The sequence below is a fragment of the Sphingomonas sp. Leaf231 genome, from assembly GCF_001421995.1.
In the GTDB taxonomy this organism is placed as follows: Bacteria; Pseudomonadota; Alphaproteobacteria; order Sphingomonadales; family Sphingomonadaceae; genus Sphingomonas.
On the sequence record NZ_LMLS01000002.1, the window covers coordinates 1 to 14,528 of the forward strand.

General features: G+C 68.2%; 16 protein-coding genes. 4 read left to right on the top strand and 12 right to left on the bottom strand.

Features of this window, described 5'->3' with window-relative positions; genetic code table 11:
- Positions 1-300: 300 nt before the first annotated feature.
- From ASE95_RS06165 to hisS, 5 genes are all read right to left on the bottom strand, one after another.
- Positions 301-738 (bottom strand): CBS domain-containing protein, encoded by a 438-nt coding sequence (locus ASE95_RS06165; protein WP_056633362.1) that lies wholly within the window; start codon positions 736-738, stop codon positions 301-303.
- A 125-nt stretch (positions 739-863) separates the two neighbouring features.
- Complete coding sequence (locus ASE95_RS06170) at positions 864-1,919, bottom strand: DUF4167 domain-containing protein (protein WP_327196702.1); 1,056 nt, start codon at positions 1,917-1,919, stop codon at positions 864-866.
- A gap of 91 nt (positions 1,920-2,010) precedes the next feature.
- Positions 2,011-2,832, bottom strand: a complete 822-nt coding sequence (gene prmC / locus ASE95_RS06175) for a peptide chain release factor N(5)-glutamine methyltransferase (RefSeq protein ID WP_056633364.1) — start codon at positions 2,830-2,832, stop codon at positions 2,011-2,013.
- Between the two features lie 512 nt (positions 2,833-3,344).
- Positions 3,345-4,421 carry a peptide chain release factor 1 gene (prfA, locus tag ASE95_RS06180; RefSeq protein WP_056633367.1) on the bottom strand — a complete coding sequence of 359 codons (1,077 nt, stop codon included), beginning with the start codon at positions 4,419-4,421 and terminating at the stop codon, positions 3,345-3,347.
- A gap of 106 nt (positions 4,422-4,527) precedes the next feature.
- Entirely contained in the window at positions 4,528-5,751 is a 1,224-nt protein-coding gene (hisS, locus tag ASE95_RS06185; protein WP_056633369.1) for a histidine--tRNA ligase, read from the bottom strand.
- Between the two features lie 52 nt (positions 5,752-5,803).
- Between hisS and ASE95_RS06190 the strand changes: the two genes are divergently transcribed.
- The 3 genes from ASE95_RS06190 (at position 5,804) to ppa (ending at position 9,108) form a co-directional block, all read left to right on the top strand.
- Positions 5,804-6,484, top strand: coding sequence for a DUF1345 domain-containing protein (locus ASE95_RS06190; protein WP_056633373.1), 681 nt, complete (start codon positions 5,804-5,806; stop codon positions 6,482-6,484).
- Between the two features lie 88 nt (positions 6,485-6,572).
- Positions 6,573-8,495 (top strand): M61 family metallopeptidase, encoded by a 1,923-nt coding sequence (locus ASE95_RS06195; protein ID WP_056633376.1) that lies wholly within the window; start codon positions 6,573-6,575, stop codon positions 8,493-8,495.
- Between the two features lie 34 nt (positions 8,496-8,529).
- Positions 8,530-9,108, top strand: coding sequence for an inorganic diphosphatase (ppa, locus tag ASE95_RS06200; RefSeq protein WP_056633379.1), 579 nt, complete (start codon positions 8,530-8,532; stop codon positions 9,106-9,108).
- 72 nt (positions 9,109-9,180) lie between these two features.
- Here ppa and ASE95_RS06205 read toward each other — a convergent pair whose 3' ends face one another.
- From ASE95_RS06205 to ispG, 7 genes are all read right to left on the bottom strand, one after another.
- Entirely contained in the window at positions 9,181-9,528 is a 348-nt protein-coding gene (locus ASE95_RS06205; RefSeq protein WP_056633382.1) for a TfoX/Sxy family protein, read from the bottom strand.
- Positions 9,525-9,848 (bottom strand): DMT family transporter, encoded by a 324-nt coding sequence (locus tag ASE95_RS06210; protein ID WP_056633386.1) that lies wholly within the window; start codon positions 9,846-9,848, stop codon positions 9,525-9,527. The genes ASE95_RS06205 and ASE95_RS06210 overlap by 4 nt, the downstream gene beginning before the upstream one ends.
- Positions 9,848-10,330: a GNAT family N-acetyltransferase gene (locus ASE95_RS06215; protein WP_056633389.1), complete on the bottom strand. Its 483-nt coding sequence runs from the start codon at positions 10,328-10,330 to the stop codon at positions 9,848-9,850. Before ASE95_RS06215 ends, ASE95_RS06210 begins: the two co-directional genes overlap by 1 nt.
- Before the next feature lie 210 nt (positions 10,331-10,540).
- Positions 10,541-11,443 carry a DMT family transporter gene (locus tag ASE95_RS06220; RefSeq protein ID WP_056633392.1) on the bottom strand — a complete coding sequence of 301 codons (903 nt, stop codon included), beginning with the start codon at positions 11,441-11,443 and terminating at the stop codon, positions 10,541-10,543.
- A gap of 3 nt (positions 11,444-11,446) precedes the next feature.
- Positions 11,447-11,614 (bottom strand): hypothetical protein, encoded by a 168-nt coding sequence (locus tag ASE95_RS17575; protein WP_156347918.1) that lies wholly within the window; start codon positions 11,612-11,614, stop codon positions 11,447-11,449.
- Complete coding sequence (locus tag ASE95_RS06225; protein WP_056633395.1) at positions 11,614-12,120, bottom strand: hypothetical protein; 507 nt, start codon at positions 12,118-12,120, stop codon at positions 11,614-11,616. The genes ASE95_RS17575 and ASE95_RS06225 overlap by 1 nt, the downstream gene beginning before the upstream one ends.
- A gap of 20 nt (positions 12,121-12,140) precedes the next feature.
- Entirely contained in the window at positions 12,141-13,265 is a 1,125-nt protein-coding gene (gene ispG / locus ASE95_RS06230; protein ID WP_056633399.1) for a flavodoxin-dependent (E)-4-hydroxy-3-methylbut-2-enyl-diphosphate synthase, read from the bottom strand.
- Between the two features lie 89 nt (positions 13,266-13,354).
- On the opposite strand from ispG, the gene ASE95_RS06235 reads away from it, so the two are divergent.
- Positions 13,355-14,521, top strand: coding sequence for an acyltransferase family protein (locus ASE95_RS06235; protein WP_056633402.1), 1,167 nt, complete (start codon positions 13,355-13,357; stop codon positions 14,519-14,521).
- The last annotated feature ends 7 nt before the right edge of the window (positions 14,522-14,528 follow it).

Genomic DNA, 14,528 nt, shown 5'->3' on the forward strand with positions numbered 1-14,528 from the left:
CTATACTTCTGACGAACCCCGAACACCTTGAATGCCCGAAACCCGCAGACGCCGCCGCCCACATGTCCCTTCATCTGTTTCTACAATGTCAAAGAGCGCGCCGACAGCAAACCGGACAATCGGTCAATCCCGCTATCCCTAGCGAAAGACCCCTGTCCGTCGATGTGGCGACCGCCAGAACCGCGCCTCATCAGTGCGCCCCGTCGGTGAAAAGCCCTCTAAGGCCACTCGTTCGGGCCGTCAAACACTTTTTGCATTTTTATGTCGGTTTCGGCGCTCACCCCATCCGCCGCGCCGCCGTCATGCCTGCTGGATGTAATCGCGCATCGCTGCGGCGTCCGCCTCGATGCGGTCGATACGATACTTCACCAGATCACCGATCGACACGATGCCGAGCAGCACGCCACCCGCAACGACCGGCAAGTGGCGGATACGCCGCCTGGTCATCAGCGACAGCGCCGCGAGCGCCGAGTCCTGCGGTGTGGCGAGCAGCGGTTCGGCGGTCATGACCCGCCCGACCGGCATGTCGAGCACCCCGGCGGCACCGCTGGCTGATCCGGCAAGCAGGCGAATGACGTCACGTTCCGAGAAAATCCCACGCACCACGCCGTCATCGACGACCGGGACCGCGCCGATACGACGCTCCGCCAGCACTGCGACGACCTCAGCCAGCGACTGACCGGACGTGACGGAAACCACCTCCGCCCCCTTGTGACCGAGAATGGCGGCGATCGTCATGATCTTCTCCTAAGTGCGTGCGATCGTTGTCGCGGGTGGAGCATCACACGTTCCGGCCCGAACGACAACGGCCGGCGTCTCCCGAAGGAAACGCCGGCCGTCCCTTGCCGAGCGCTATCGCGCTTTTACTCTGCGGATGCGGTTTCCGCCGAAGCAGCGCGGACCCGACGACGGCGCGGCTTGGGCGCTTCGCCTCCATCGGGAGCCGGCTCGGTGCCAGTGCCGAGAGCAGGCGGCAACCGGTCGACGTCGAGCGACGGCGAAGGCTCGGTCGTAACCACTTCCTCACGCGGCTTGCGTGCCCGACGACGGCGCGGTGCGGCCTCGTCATCGGCAGCCATGTCGGCCACGGCCGGCGTGGCCTCGGCGACCGCCGCCGCGACCGGGATCTGACGACGATCGTCACCCTGCTGCGGCCGGTCATCGTACACGCGCTCTTCGCGGAGCCGGTCATCGCGGCTCCGCTCAGCCCTCGGCCGTTCGTCACGCTGCTGACGGTCGTCGCGCGGCGGGCGCTCCTCGCGCTGCGGGCGATCGTCACGCTGCGGGCGATCGTCACGCTGTGGGCGGTCGTCACGCTGCGAACGCTCCTCGCGCTGCGGGCGTTGATCGCGGTAACGGTCGCCGCGCGATGCGGATTCCGCCTCACTTGAGCGCGGCTGTTCATCGGCGCGGATCAGATCGCCCTCGTCACCGAAGTCGTCCATGTCGTCGAACTGGTCGAAGTCGTCACGCTGGCGACGCATCGGCTGCTGATCGTCGGAACGACCGCGCTGATCGGCGAGGACACGAAAATAATGGTCCGCGAACTGCAGATAATATTCCGTGTTCACACGGTCGCCGACCATCTGGGCGTCACGGGCCATGTTCTTGTATTTTTCAAGCAGCTGGGCGGCATTACCCCGCGCGCGGCTGTCGATCCGATTGCCGCTGTCACGCTGCCCCTGGCCACCGCCACCGCCACCCTGACGCTGCTGGCCACCACCACGGCCGCGACGGCGACCGTTCTGACGGTTGTTAATCAAATCACTGTCCTCGTCCTGGAACCAAAACCGGCATTCGCTCCCGAAGCACGGGTTGCAATCGTTCCCCGGCGCCGCGAGCACATTCGTGTCGCGGGCCTGCCATGGCCGCCGGACCGCAGCGGCTAATGACGAAGGGAGAGCAGGCGTGCCATCCAACGCATGTCGGTGAGTTCGCGTGCCCCTACGCCGTCTCTAGACGCGCGAGCGAAGTTCTCAAAGTAAAATATTGGAGGCCGCGCAAGCGAATTCAAGCCGTGACCACCAGACAGCGGTCGCGGTCGCCGAGATCGCGCCGGACGGTGACCGAAAGCCGCTGCGCCCGGAACAATGCTGCGACGGACGACCCCTGCCGTGCGCCGATCTCCACGCACGCCACCGCGCCTTTGTCGAGCAGACGGGGAAGCTGGCCGGCGATCCGGCGATAATCGTCGAGTCCGTCCTCCCCGGCGAACAGCGCGCCGGCCGGTTCGTAGCGGGCCACCTCGTCGGGCAGCACCTCGTCGCGTGCGATATAGGGCGGGTTGGCGAGGACGAGGTCGAACGGCCCCGCGACGTCGCTGGCCCAATCCCCTTCCTCGAACCGCACCCGCTCCCTCATCCCCAGCGCCTCGGCATTGCATCGTGCCCAGCGGAGCGCGGCCGCTGACGCATCGACGCCCAGCCCCGTCGCCGCCGGCCATTGATCGAGCGCGGCAAGCAGCAGCGTCCCGGGCCCGGTGCCGAGATCGAGGATGCGCGCCGGCCCCACCGCGCCCGCGAAATGCGCCACCGCTGCCTCCAGCAACGTCTCGCTATCGGCGCGCGGCACCAGTGCGCCGGGGCCGACCCGAACGTCGATCGTCCAGAATGCGCGCGTACCGGTGAGGTAGGCGACCGGTTCGTGGCGGGCGCGACGCTCGACCAGATCGGCGAACGCTGGTGGAACGCTATGGTCGTCGAGGGCGAGCAACAGGCGATCGCGGGGGATGCCGAGCGCATGGGCGAGGAGCAGCTCGGCATCGAGCCGTGCCGTCGCGGAGAAGGCGAAGCGGGCGGCGGCGTCGCGCAGGGCGGCGCGGACCGGGGTCATGCGCGCGCCGCGAATGTTGCGAATGTTGAGACGGTGGCGGGGTGTCTCAACATTCGCCGCAGGGGCACGGACAGCGGCAAGGCGCGCGCGAATGTTGCGAATGTTGAGGGCGTGGCGAGCGCAGCGACATCGTCCGGAGCAGGACGAAAGGCTGGCTCGCTTCGCTGCGCCAGGGATGACGCGGAAGCGAGGATCACTCGCTCCTTGTGATGGTGGCGGTTCTGCATGGCGGGCGAGGATAACGGATCGCCGAGGCGTAGGACAGACTCGCGGCGACGCATGAATACAGGACGGGCAAGCCGGAACGAGGCTGGGTTCCGCGGTCCGGCCTTCGCGACGTTGCGCCGCACCCGATCCCGCCGCGCGAGACGGACAGATTTCCGGACGAGCGGCCGCCCCGGTCAAGTCGGGCCTGACACGATAAGAAGCGGAATCTTCGATCACCGGCCGATACGGACCGGGCGGGCTGACAGTGATTTCGGGAGGTTCCGCGGGCAGCCCCCCCCCCCGCATCACGCGTCGAGGGTCGCCAGTCGCTCCGCTTCATCCTCCGCGATCAGCGCGCCGATCAACTCGTTCATCTCGCCCTGCAAAATTTCCGGCAGGCGATGCAGCGTCAGGTTGATGCGGTGGTCGGTCACACGCCCTTGCGGGAAATTGTAGGTGCGGATCCGCTCCGAGCGGTCGCCGGAGCCGACCATCGCGCGGCGCGTGCCGGAGCGTTCGGCCGCCAGTCGCTCGCGTTCCGCCTCATAGAGCCGCGTGCGAAGCACCTTCAACGCCTTGGCCTTGTTCTTGTGCTGCGACTTTTCGTCCTGCTGGATCACCACCAGCCCGGTCGGCAGGTGGGTGATGCGCACCGCGCTGTCGGTGGTGTTGACCGACTGGCCGCCCGGACCGGACGAGCGGTAGACGTCGATGCGCAGGTCCTTGGCCTCGTCGATCTGCACGTCGACGTCCTCGGCCTCCGGCAGCACCGCAACCGTCGCCGCGGAGGTGTGGATCCGTCCGCCGCTTTCGGTCGCGGGTACGCGCTGGACGCGGTGGACGCCCGATTCGAACTTCAGTCGCGCGAACACCCCCGTCCCGGTGACGCTGGCGACGACTTCCTTGTAACCGCCGGCATCGCTGTCGGACGCTGAGATCAGCTCGACGCGCCAGCCCTGCGTCTCGGCATAACGCTGGTACATGCGGAACAGGTCGCCCGCGAACAGCGCCGCCTCGTCGCCGCCGGTGCCGGCGCGAACCTCGAGCATCGCCGAGCGCTGGTCGGCGGCATCACGCGGCAACAGCGCCAGCGCCAGCCGGCGATCGGCGCCGTCGAGCGCGGTGCGGTTCTCGCGCAATTCCTCCTCGGCCATCGCGCGCAGTTCGGCGTCGGCATCGCCCGCCATATAGGCGAGGCTTTCGGCCTCCTGGCGCAAGCGGCGCACCTCGCCCGCCGCCTGCGCGACCGGTTCCAGCTCGGCATATTCCTTCGACACCGCGACGAAGCGGTCGCCGTCGAGATTGCCGGTCGCCATCTGCGCGGCGAGTTCGTCGCGGCGCGCCTCGATCTGGCGGATGCGGTCGATCGAGATGGAGGTCATGCCCGACCGCCGATCGTCACCCCGGCGCAAGCTTGGGTATGATGCAGAAGATGCGCCCCCGGTAACCGGAGGACCCCAGCTTTCGCCGGGGTAGCGACGCAGGCGATCATGCGAGCACCTCGGCCACGCGCGACACGTCGCCGCGCAGCACGCGCGGGCGGGTCGCCACGGTATCGCCGTCCATCGCGAACACCAGCGTCTCGTCGGGCTCAAGCTTGAGCGCCTTGTCGTAGCGCTTCTTCGGCGAGCCGGTGGCGATCAGCTCGGCGGCGACACCCGCGCGTCGCAACCGCGCGAGTGTCGCTACCGCCTCGGTGCGCGCGCGATCGTCCTCGACCACCAGCACGACCACGGGCCGCGCCGCCGTAGGCTCCTCCAGCAGCATCGCCAGCCGCTCGACGCCCGCCGCCCAGCCGACACCCGCGGTCGCCGGGCCGCCCAGCGACTCGACCAGCCCGTCGTAGCGCCCGCCGGCCAGCACCGTGCCCTGCGCACCCAGCCGGTCGGTGACGAACTCGAACGCGGTGTGGCGGTAATAATCCAGCCCGCGCACCAGCCGCTCGTTGCGCTGGAACGCGACGCCGGCGGCCTGCAAACCCTTTTGCACGCTATCGAAGAACGCCCCTGCCTCGGCGCTCATGTACGCGTCGATCCCCGGCGCAGCATCGGCGATCGGGCGATCGCGCGGGTCCTTGCTGTCGAGGATGCGCAGCGGGTTCTTGTCGAGCCGCGCGACGCTGTCCTCGCTCAGTTCGCCGCGATGCGCCTCGAAGTGCGCGACCAGCGCGTCGCGCCATGCGTCGCGGGTGGCGGCATCGCCCAGCGTGTTGAGCTGCAACGTCACGCCGTCGGCGACGCCGAGTTCGTGGAGCAATTGATCGGCGAGCGTCAGCAATTCGACATCCGCCGCCGGCTCGGGTGCGCCGAGGATCTCGGCATCGATCTGGTGGAACTGGCGGTAACGGCCCTTCTGCGGGCGTTCGTAGCGGAACACCGCGCCGCTGGTGACCAGCTTGAGCGGCGCGAACTGCTGCCAGCCGTTGGTGATATAGGCGCGCGCGATCCCGGCGGTGAATTCCGGGCGCAGGGTCAGCAGGTCGTCGCCCTTGTCGGGGAAGGTGTACATTTCCTTCGAGACGACGTCGGTGGTCTCGCCGATCGAGCGCGCGAAGACCTGCGTATCCTCGAACACCGGCACCTCGACGCGTTCGAAGCAGTAGAGGCGGCGCACGCGATCGAAGGCGTCGAGGACGTGCGCGAAGCGGCGCTGTTCGTCGCGGAAGATGTCCTGCGTGCCGCGCACGCGCTGGGGGGTGGGAATACGGGCCATAAGTAAGGTGCGCTCTAGTCGGGGCGTGGCCCAAGCGCTAGCGGCTGTTCGCATGCATGATCGACCGCGCTGGCGGGGACCGGGCTGGTTGGGGCTGGGCCAATGGAGACTGGGACGGCGGATCGCGCCGCCGCGGTTCGTGCTGTTCGCGCTGATGCTGGTCGCATCGGTCGCGGCGCTGCTGCCCGAACTGGGGCACGGGCGGGCGATGATGGCCGGGTTCGATCTGGCGGCGATCGTGTTCCTGCTGGGCGTTTCCGGGCTGTTCCGCGGCGCCACGCCCGCTCGGCTGCGCGCCGCCGCACAGGCCAACGACGCCAACCGCACCTTGTTGCTGGCGATCACCGCGGCGGTGATGCTGGTGATCCTTACCGCGGTGCGCGAGGAGCTGGTCGGGCGGGCGAACGGCACGTCGCGGTCGTTGGTGATCGCGACGCTGGCGCTGGCGTGGCTGTTCTCGAACATGGTCTATACGCTGCATTACGCGCATCTGTTCTATATGCCCGACCCGCAGGGCCGCGACGCCGCCGGGATCGACTTTCCCGGTACGGACACGCCCGATTACTGGGACTTCCTGTATTTCAGCTACACGCTGGGAATGACGTTCCAGACCTCCGACGTGACCATCCGGTCGACGGCGGTGCGGCGGGCGGTGCTGGGGCAGTGCCTGGCCGGGTTCGTGTTCAATATCGGGGTGATCGCCTTCAGCATCAACGTGCTGGGTGCGAACTGAGCCAGAAGGGGGCTGGACGCGAGGGGCGCGCGCCGCTTAGTCAGGTCAGACAGCCTGACCTATGACAGCATGTTCCATGGGAGCCCCGATGATCCGTCGCCTCGCGTTTGCCGCCCTTCTCGCCTCCGCCGTTTTCTCGCCGCTCGCCGCGCAAGTCCCCGCCGGCAACAGCGCGCCGCAGCCGGTGCCGTTCACCGACACGATCCCCGCCGCGCGCGACGTGCGCTTTCCCGGCACGATCCGGCTGAACGTGGATGCCAGCCAGACCGAACAGGGCATCTTCCGCGTGGTCGAGACGATCCCGGTGCCGCAGGCGGGGCACATGGTGCTGCTGTTCCCGAAGTGGCTGCCCGGCGCACACTCCCCGCGCGGCGAGATCGAGAAGCTGGCCGGCCTGGTCATCACCGCAGGCGGCAAGCGGGTGGAATGGACGCGCGACCCGGTGGACGTGTTCGCGTTCCACATCGACGTGCCGGCGGGCGCGAAGACGGTGGAGGCACGGTTCCAGTTCATCTCCGCCACGCAAGGCAATCAGGGGCGCATCGCGATGACCCCGACGATGATCTCGCTGCAGCCCAATTCGGTCAGCCTGTACCCGGCCGGCTATTACACGCGGCAGATCCCGATCCAGATGACGGTGACCTATCCCGCCGGCTGGACCGCGGCGGGCGCGATCCCGGCGAAGAAGGCCGGCGCGACCTACACCTACGACACCGCCAATTACGAGGTGCTGGTCGATTCGCCGGTGCTGGCGGGCAAGTACGGCAAGGTCTGGCCGCTGTCGCCGCGCGTGAACCTGAACGTCTTCGCCGACGATCCCGCCGAACTGGCCGCCACCCCGGAACAGGTGGCCGCGCACGCGCGGCTGGTGGATCAGGCGGTCAAGACGTTCGGCGCACAGCATTACGACAAATACGAATTCCTGTTGTCGATCACCGACAAGCTGGGCGGCATCGGGCTGGAGCATCATCGTTCCAGCGAGAATGGCGTGACGCCGGGGTATTTCACCAAGTGGAACGACGGCCCCGGCCGCCGGAACCTGCTGCCGCACGAATTCACCCACAGCTGGGATGGCAAGTTCCGCCGCGGCGCGGACCTGTGGACCCCCGATTTTCGCACCCCGATGCGCAATTCGCTGCTGTGGGTGTACGAGGGACAGACCCAGTTCTGGGGCTATGTGCTCCAGGCGCGTTCGGGGCTCGTCTCGAAACAGGACACGCTGGATCAATATGCCGCGATCATGGCGCTGTACGACAGCCAGCCCGGCCGACGGTGGCGCGCGCTGGTGGACACCACCAACGATCCGGTGATCTCCGCACGCCGGCCCAAGGGCTGGACCAGCTGGCAGCGCAGCGAGGATTATTACAACGAGGGGCTGCTCGTCTGGATGGATGTCGATTCGATGCTGCGCGAGAAATCGGGCGGCACGAAGTCGATCGACGATTTCGCCAGGGCGTTCTTCGGCATCCGCGACGGCGACTGGGGCGAGGTGACCTATACGTTCGACGACGTCGCCACGACGCTGAACGGCATCGTTCCGTGGGACTGGGCGGGGTATCTGCAGCGCCGGCTGAGCGAACATGCCAGCGGCGCACCGATCGAGGGCTTCGCGCGCAACGGCTATCAACTGACCTATACCGACACGCCGACCGCATCGTTCAAGGCCGCGGAGACCGCGTCCAAATCGACCAACCTCACCTATTCGGGCGGCATGGTGCTGGACGCATCGGGCGAGCTGACCGGGGTCACGTGGGAAAGCGCCGCGTTCAAGGCCGGCTTTGCGATCGGCGACCAGATCGTCGCGGTCGACGGCGAGGCGTATAGCGCCGACCGGCTAAAGGCGGCGATCACCGCGGCGAAGGACGGCAAGACGCCGATCGCGCTGACCGTCAAACAGGGCGATCGCTTCCGCAGTGCAGCACTCGACTATCATAATGGCTTGCGTTACCCGCGACTTCGGAAGGTCGGCACCGGGGACACCGGGCTGGACCGGCTACTGGCCGCGCGCTGAGGCGCGTGGCCCGCGGTTTTGAAAGGGATAGACCATGCGTATCGACCTGATCCCGGTGGGCAAGAACCCGCCGGACGACCTGAACGTGGTGATCGAGGTGCCGACGGGCGGCGAGCCGGTGAAATATGAGTTCGACAAGGCGTCTGGCGCACTGTTCGTCGATCGCATCCTGCACACGCCGATGCGCTATCCGGCGAATTACGGTTTCGTGCCGCACACGCTGTCGCCCGACGGCGATCCGCTCGACGCACTGGTGATCGCCCGCTCGCCGTTCATCCCGGGCTGCGTCGTGCGCGCCCGCCCGATCGCGGTGCTGAACCTTGAGGACGAGGCCGGCGGCGACGAGAAGCTGGTCTGCGTGCCGGTCGACGCGGTCTTCCCATATTATTCGAACGTCGACGGCCGCGCCGACGTGCCGGAGATCGTGTTCGAGCAGATCGAGCACTTCTTCACGCACTACAAGGACCTGGAGAAGAAGAAGTGGGTTCGCGTCGGCGTATGGGGCGACCGTGACGAAGCGCGCCGCATCACGCTGGAAGCGATCGAGCGCTACGACGCCGCCAAGGCGATGGGCGAGGAACCACACGACCACGACGTGCCGGGGCGCGACTGATCTCGCGGCGTCGCGGGGGAGGTATGCCCCTCGCGACGCCGGGACGCACCGCAGGCGCAGCGGCGTGCGTCGTTAGCGCTTCTTGCGCGGGGCGCGCCGCCCCGCCGCGACGCCGAGCAGCGCCCATGTGCGCAGCGCCTCCGCATCGTCGTGGCAATCCTGCGGCGCGCGCCGGTAGTTCATCGTCGCTACCCGCCCATCGCTCCGTTCGTACGTGAAGCGCGCGCAGCCCGCCGCGTCCCAGGCGGGGTCGCTGTCCGCATCCGCCTTGAACCACAGGTCGCCGTCACCGCCGACGATCGCGAAGACGATGCCGTCGAGGTACAGGGTCGCACCGCCCATCATCCGCCGGTGCGTCACCGCGCCGTCCGCCAGCAGCGCCTCCGCCATCCAGTCGATCAGCCCGCGGTCGAGCGTCACGCCGTTCCCCCGGTCAGCTTCAGCCCGGCGATGCACGCCACCGCGCCGAGAATCAGCAGCAGGCGCAGCGGGGTCGCCGCCTCCGCATAAAAGAAGATGCCGATCAGCACGGTGCCCAGCGCGCCGATCCCGGTCCACACCGCATAGGCGGTACCCATCGGGATGCTGCGCGACGCGACCTCCAGCAGCAGCATCGACAGCGATACCGAAACGAGGAAGCCGATCGTCCAGCCGACATGCCGGAAACCGTCGGCGTTGCGCAGGCAGGTGGTGAAGCCGACCTCGAACAATCCCCCCACGATCAGCCACAGCCACGCCATCAACCGCGCCCCGCCAGCGCCGGCAAGGCGTCGCCATCGACGCGCTGGACGGTCCATTCGTCCTGTGCGACCGCGCCCTTCGCGCGGTAGAACTCGATCGCGGGCGTGTTCCAGTCGAGCACCCACCATTCGAAGCGTGCGTAGCCGCGATCGACCGCAATGCCGGCCAAGGCGCGCAGCAGCGCCGCCCCCGCGCCCTGCCCGCGCGCGTCCGGCGCGATATACAGATCGTCGAGCCAGATACCGCGCCGTCCGGTCCACGTCGAAAAGGTGAGATAGAAGATCGCGAAGCCGATCGCGTGTCCGTCGATCTCCGCGATCAGCGCCTCGGCGGCGGGATGCGCCCCGAACAAGGCGTCGTGGAGCATCGGCTCGGTCGCCTGCACCGCATCGGGTGCCTGTTCGAACGTGGCGAGATCGCGGACGAAGCCGAGCATCGTCGGGACGTCGGCGGGGGTGGCGGGGCGAATGATCGGCGGCATCCCCGAACCCTATACGGCATCGCGCGCGCGGCGAAACGATCCAGAGCAGCGCGCCGCGCCATGGCGGGTCGAGGCGATCACACCGCCGTCATGAGGGTTGCGCCAGAAACCCGCTCCAGCCGTGGCCGGCGGATGGAAGGACTCCGGATCAGGTGCGGGATGACGCCGGGATCGTACCGCCCTGGTGCAACGGCAGCCATCACGGAAGCGTCACGCGGCAGCCTCCAGCGCGCCTTGCGGCACCGGCCGCCGACGCGCGGCGAACAGGCAGGCGGCGACGATGATCGCCGCCCCGGCCAGCGTCGTCGGCGCGACGGGTTCGCCGAACACCGCCCAGCCCAGCAGCGCGGCATAGACGAACGACGTATATTCGGTGGTCGCCAGAAACCCCGCCTCGCCATGCGCATAGGCCCAGCCGAGCAGGAACAGCGACCCCGTGGCGAGCAGCGCGGCCAAGGCGATCTTCCACCACTCGTCCGCTGGCGGCAGCACCGCCAGCCACGGCGCTGCGCACAGCAGCAACGACGCGGTGATCGCCGATTGCACGAACGCGATCTCCCGCGGGGCAGCCGCCTGGCTCTGCAATCGCGCGACGATCAAATTGGCGGCGTACAGGATCGCCGACAGCAGGATCGCGCCCGCGCCGGTCAGCGCGTCCGGCCCCAGCGCCATGCGCGCCTGCCCCGCCACGATCACCGCCACCCCGACCAGCGCGGCCAGCGACGCGCCGACCACCCGCGCACCGACCTTTTCGTCCAGCAACCACGCGCCGAGCAGCAGCGCGATCAGCGGCGCGATATAGGTAAGCGCGATGGCCTGAGTCATCGGCAGCCGCGCCAGCCCCCAGAAGAACAACAGCGCCATCGCGGTGGTCAGCGTACCGCGCACGAGGTGCAGGCGCAGCGCGCGGCGGCCGATCCGTCGCCCCCCGCCGGCTCTCCATGCGACCCCGCCGATCGCGGCGGACAGCATCGTGCGCCACAGCAAGGCGTTGTAGACGCCGATCGCCAGCACCAGCGACTTCATGAATGCGTCCATGACCGAGAAAAGCCCGATCCCGCCCGCCGCCACCGCGAGAGCGAGCGCGGGGGACAAGTGACGCTGCGCGGTCATCGGCTATCCCGCAGCGGGCGCGATGTCGGCGTCGTCACGCACGATCACGATGGCGTTACCGCGCCGCTCCAGCCGCACGTCGTCGTTCACGAGCCGGCCAAGCTCGGCCAGCAATGGCGCGGGCACCCGAAAACCGCCGTCACTTTCGATCGACACACAGGTCTGCTCCATCACCGGTTCCCGGCGGTCGGGCCGGTACGATCGGCTGCCGTCGCCGCGGTGAAGCGAACCTCACCCCATTCATAGCCGAACCGGCTGTACTCATAGCCGGTCAGTGCGAAAGCGAGGTCGATGGGAATGTCGAAGGGACTTTTCGCGGCAAGAGCGACCTTCGCGAGGGCGGCCGGCCACTCGCCGGTCAACTTACCGTCGTCCTCCATGCCATGGCCGACATGCCAATTGCCGTCCGGACCGGCATAGGTGACGGCGGATACCTCGATCCCCTCACCCACCAGGAACGCGACGACCGGCGTGGTGGCGGCAAGGTTCCCCACGAGCGAGCAGGTCGCCCACTCCATGTCGTTGGACCAGACGATCGACCAGCCGGCCGGCAGTTCGGCCACGCAGAACGGCGCCTCGTTCGCGTCGTCCGGCACGCCGGTGTCGGTCAGTCGCAACGCATCCAGCAATGTCGCCTTCGGGGTTTTCGCCGCCAGCCAGCTGATCTGGTAACCCATGCCTGCCCCCCGGCCCTTCGCTACTCCGCCGCCAGCTTCGCGGCGGCGTCGGCTGCGTCCAGCTCGGCGGCCTTCGCCTCGACCAGCCTGACGATATGTTCGATCATGTCGGCGTCCTGCACATGGTGGTCGGTGACTCCCGACAGATAGACCATGTGCTTGCCATTGCCGCCGCCGGTGATGCCGATGTCGGTCTCGCGCGCTTCGCCCGGTCCGTTGACCACGCAGCCCAGCACCGACAGGCTCATCGGGGTGCGGATATGCTGGAGCCGTTCCTCCAGCGCCTGCACGGTACGGATCACGTCGAAGCCCTGCCGCGCGCAGCTGGGGCAGCTGACCACGCGCACGCCGCGGTTGCGGATGCCGAGCGCCTTCAGGATCTCGAACCCGACCCGCACTTCCTCTTCCGGCTCGGCCGACAGCGAGACGCGGATCGTATCGCCGATCCCGAACCACAGCAGCGATCCCATGCCGATCGACGATTTCACCGTGCCGCCGATCAGCCCGCCTGCCTCGGTGATGCCGAGGTGGAGCGGGCAATCCACGGCCTCGGCCAGCTGCTGATACGCCGCCACCGCCAGGAAGACGTCCGACGCCTTCACCGCGACCTTATATTCGTGAAAGTCGTGATCCTGCAGTAGCTTGATATGGTCGAGCGCGGATTCGACCAGCGCCTCCGGACACGGCTCGCCGTATTTTTCTAGCAGGTCCTTTTCGAGGCTGCCCGCGTTCACGCCGATGCGGATCGCGCAACCATTGGCCTTGGCGGCGCGCACCACCTCCGCCACCCGGTCCGACGAACCGATGTTGCCGGGGTTGATGCGCAAGCAGGCCGCGCCCGCATCCGCCGCCTCCAGCGCGCGCTTGTAGTGGAAGTGGATGTCGGCGACGATCGGCACCTTCGATGCGCGGACGATCTGGCCCAACGCGGCGGTGGAGGCGACATCGGGGCAGCTGACGCGCACGATATCGGCGCCCGCATCCTCGCAGCGGCGGATCTGGTCGATCGTCGCGGCGACATCCTCGGTCGGGGTGTTGGTCATCGTCTGCACGGTGACGGGGGCATCCCCGCCGACGGGGACATTGCCGACCATGATCTGGCGGCTGGGACGACGCGCGATATCGCGCCACGGACGGATCGACATGCCGCCCCTATACGCGCCCCGCATGACACTATCAAACACGGGACAGTTCGACGTCGCGGCAGCGGCCAAGCTTTGCTAGGCTGCTGGGGATGCAGCGTCATTATGGTCTGGACTGGCTTCGCATCGGGGCGTTCGCGATCCTGATCCTCTACCATGTCGGCATGGTGTTCGTGCCGTGGGATTTCCACGCCAAGCTGCCCGGCGCGTGGTGGGTGGCGGTGCCGATGATGGCGTCCAACCCGTGGCGGCTGTCGCTGCTGTTCCTCGTCTCTGGCTATGCCAGCCGCGCGCTGATGCTGCGCAATGGATCGCCGTGGCGGTTCGCGCGACAGCGATCGCTGCGGCTGCTGGTGCCGCTGGCGTTCGGCATCGCCGTGATCGTACCGGTCCAGCCGTGGATCGAGCTACGTGCGAAATACGGTTATGCCGAGGGGGTCGTGCATTTCTGGCTGCACGATTATTTCCGGTTCGGCCTACTGGGGCCGTTGATGCTGCCGGCGTGGAACCATCTGTGGTTCGTCGCCTATCTGTGGGTCTACACGCTGGCGCTGGCGGCGGGGGCGCTGCTGCTGCCCACGCCGGTGCGGCGCGCGATGCAGACCGGGTTCGTGTGGATGATGCGCGGGCCGGCGTTGCTGATCGTGCCGATCGCGTGGATGGTGCTGGTGAATTTCGCGCTGTTCCCCGGCGCGCGTGAGACGCATGCGCTGCTCGACGATCACGTCGCGCATGCCAGCTACTTCCCGGCGTTCCTGTTCGGCTTCGCGCTCGCCTGCGCGCCGCACACGCTGGCGGCGCTGGTCGCGCGGTGGAAGGCATCGGCGACGATCGCGGTCGCGGCCTATCTGCTGGTCGCCGGCATCGAGATCCGCTGGCCCGGCAGCACGATGCCGCATCCGTGGGGCACCGTCTTCTCGGCGGCGCGCGCGGTGGAGGCGTGGGCGGCGATCGCGGCGTTGATCGGCTATGCCGACGGGCATTGGAACCGCGACCGGCGCTGGCGCCAGCTGCTGACGGAGGCGGTGTTCCCGTTCTACATCGTCCACCAGTCGATCATCGTGCTGGTCGCGTTCTGGCTGGCGCCGCTGGCGCTGGCCGGCTGGGTGAACTTCGTCGTGCTGGTGGCGGCGACGGTGGCGGGCTGCTGCGCCTTCTACTTCGGCGGACGCGCGATCGGGCCGCTGCGCCCGCTGATCGGACTGCGCCGCCACGCGTCGCGGCGCACCCATGTCGATCCGCGTCCGGCGATCGCCTGACCCCCCG

Excerpts from the sequence above, each read along its gene's own strand:
- ASE95_RS06215 (WP_056633389.1), bottom strand. The coding sequence starts at position 10,330 with ATGCCGCCGATCATTCGCCCCGCCACCCCCGCCGACGTCCCGACGATG.
- ASE95_RS06190 (WP_056633373.1), top strand. The coding sequence starts at position 5,804 with ATGCATGATCGACCGCGCTGGCGGGGACCGGGCTGGTTGGGGCTGGGC.
- prmC (WP_056633364.1), bottom strand. The coding sequence starts at position 2,832 with ATGACCCCGGTCCGCGCCGCCCTGCGCGACGCCGCCGCCCGCTTCGCC.
- ASE95_RS17575 (WP_156347918.1), bottom strand. The coding sequence starts at position 11,614 with ATGGAGCAGACCTGTGTGTCGATCGAAAGTGACGGCGGTTTTCGGGTG.
- hisS (WP_056633369.1), bottom strand. The coding sequence starts at position 5,751 with ATGGCCCGTATTCCCACCCCCCAGCGCGTGCGCGGCACGCAGGACATC.
- ppa (WP_056633379.1), top strand. The coding sequence starts at position 8,530 with ATGCGTATCGACCTGATCCCGGTGGGCAAGAACCCGCCGGACGACCTG.
- ASE95_RS06225 (WP_056633395.1), bottom strand. The coding sequence starts at position 12,120 with ATGGGTTACCAGATCAGCTGGCTGGCGGCGAAAACCCCGAAGGCGACA.
- ASE95_RS06210 (WP_056633386.1), bottom strand. The coding sequence starts at position 9,848 with ATGGCGTGGCTGTGGCTGATCGTGGGGGGATTGTTCGAGGTCGGCTTC.
- ASE95_RS06235 (WP_056633402.1), top strand. The coding sequence starts at position 13,355 with ATGCAGCGTCATTATGGTCTGGACTGGCTTCGCATCGGGGCGTTCGCG.
- ASE95_RS06165 (WP_056633362.1), bottom strand. The coding sequence starts at position 738 with ATGACGATCGCCGCCATTCTCGGTCACAAGGGGGCGGAGGTGGTTTCC.
- ASE95_RS06220 (WP_056633392.1), bottom strand. The coding sequence starts at position 11,443 with ATGACCGCGCAGCGTCACTTGTCCCCCGCGCTCGCTCTCGCGGTGGCG.
- ispG (WP_056633399.1), bottom strand. The coding sequence starts at position 13,265 with ATGTCGATCCGTCCGTGGCGCGATATCGCGCGTCGTCCCAGCCGCCAG.
- ASE95_RS06195 (WP_056633376.1), top strand. The coding sequence starts at position 6,573 with ATGATCCGTCGCCTCGCGTTTGCCGCCCTTCTCGCCTCCGCCGTTTTC.
- prfA (WP_056633367.1), bottom strand. The coding sequence starts at position 4,421 with ATGACCTCCATCTCGATCGACCGCATCCGCCAGATCGAGGCGCGCCGC.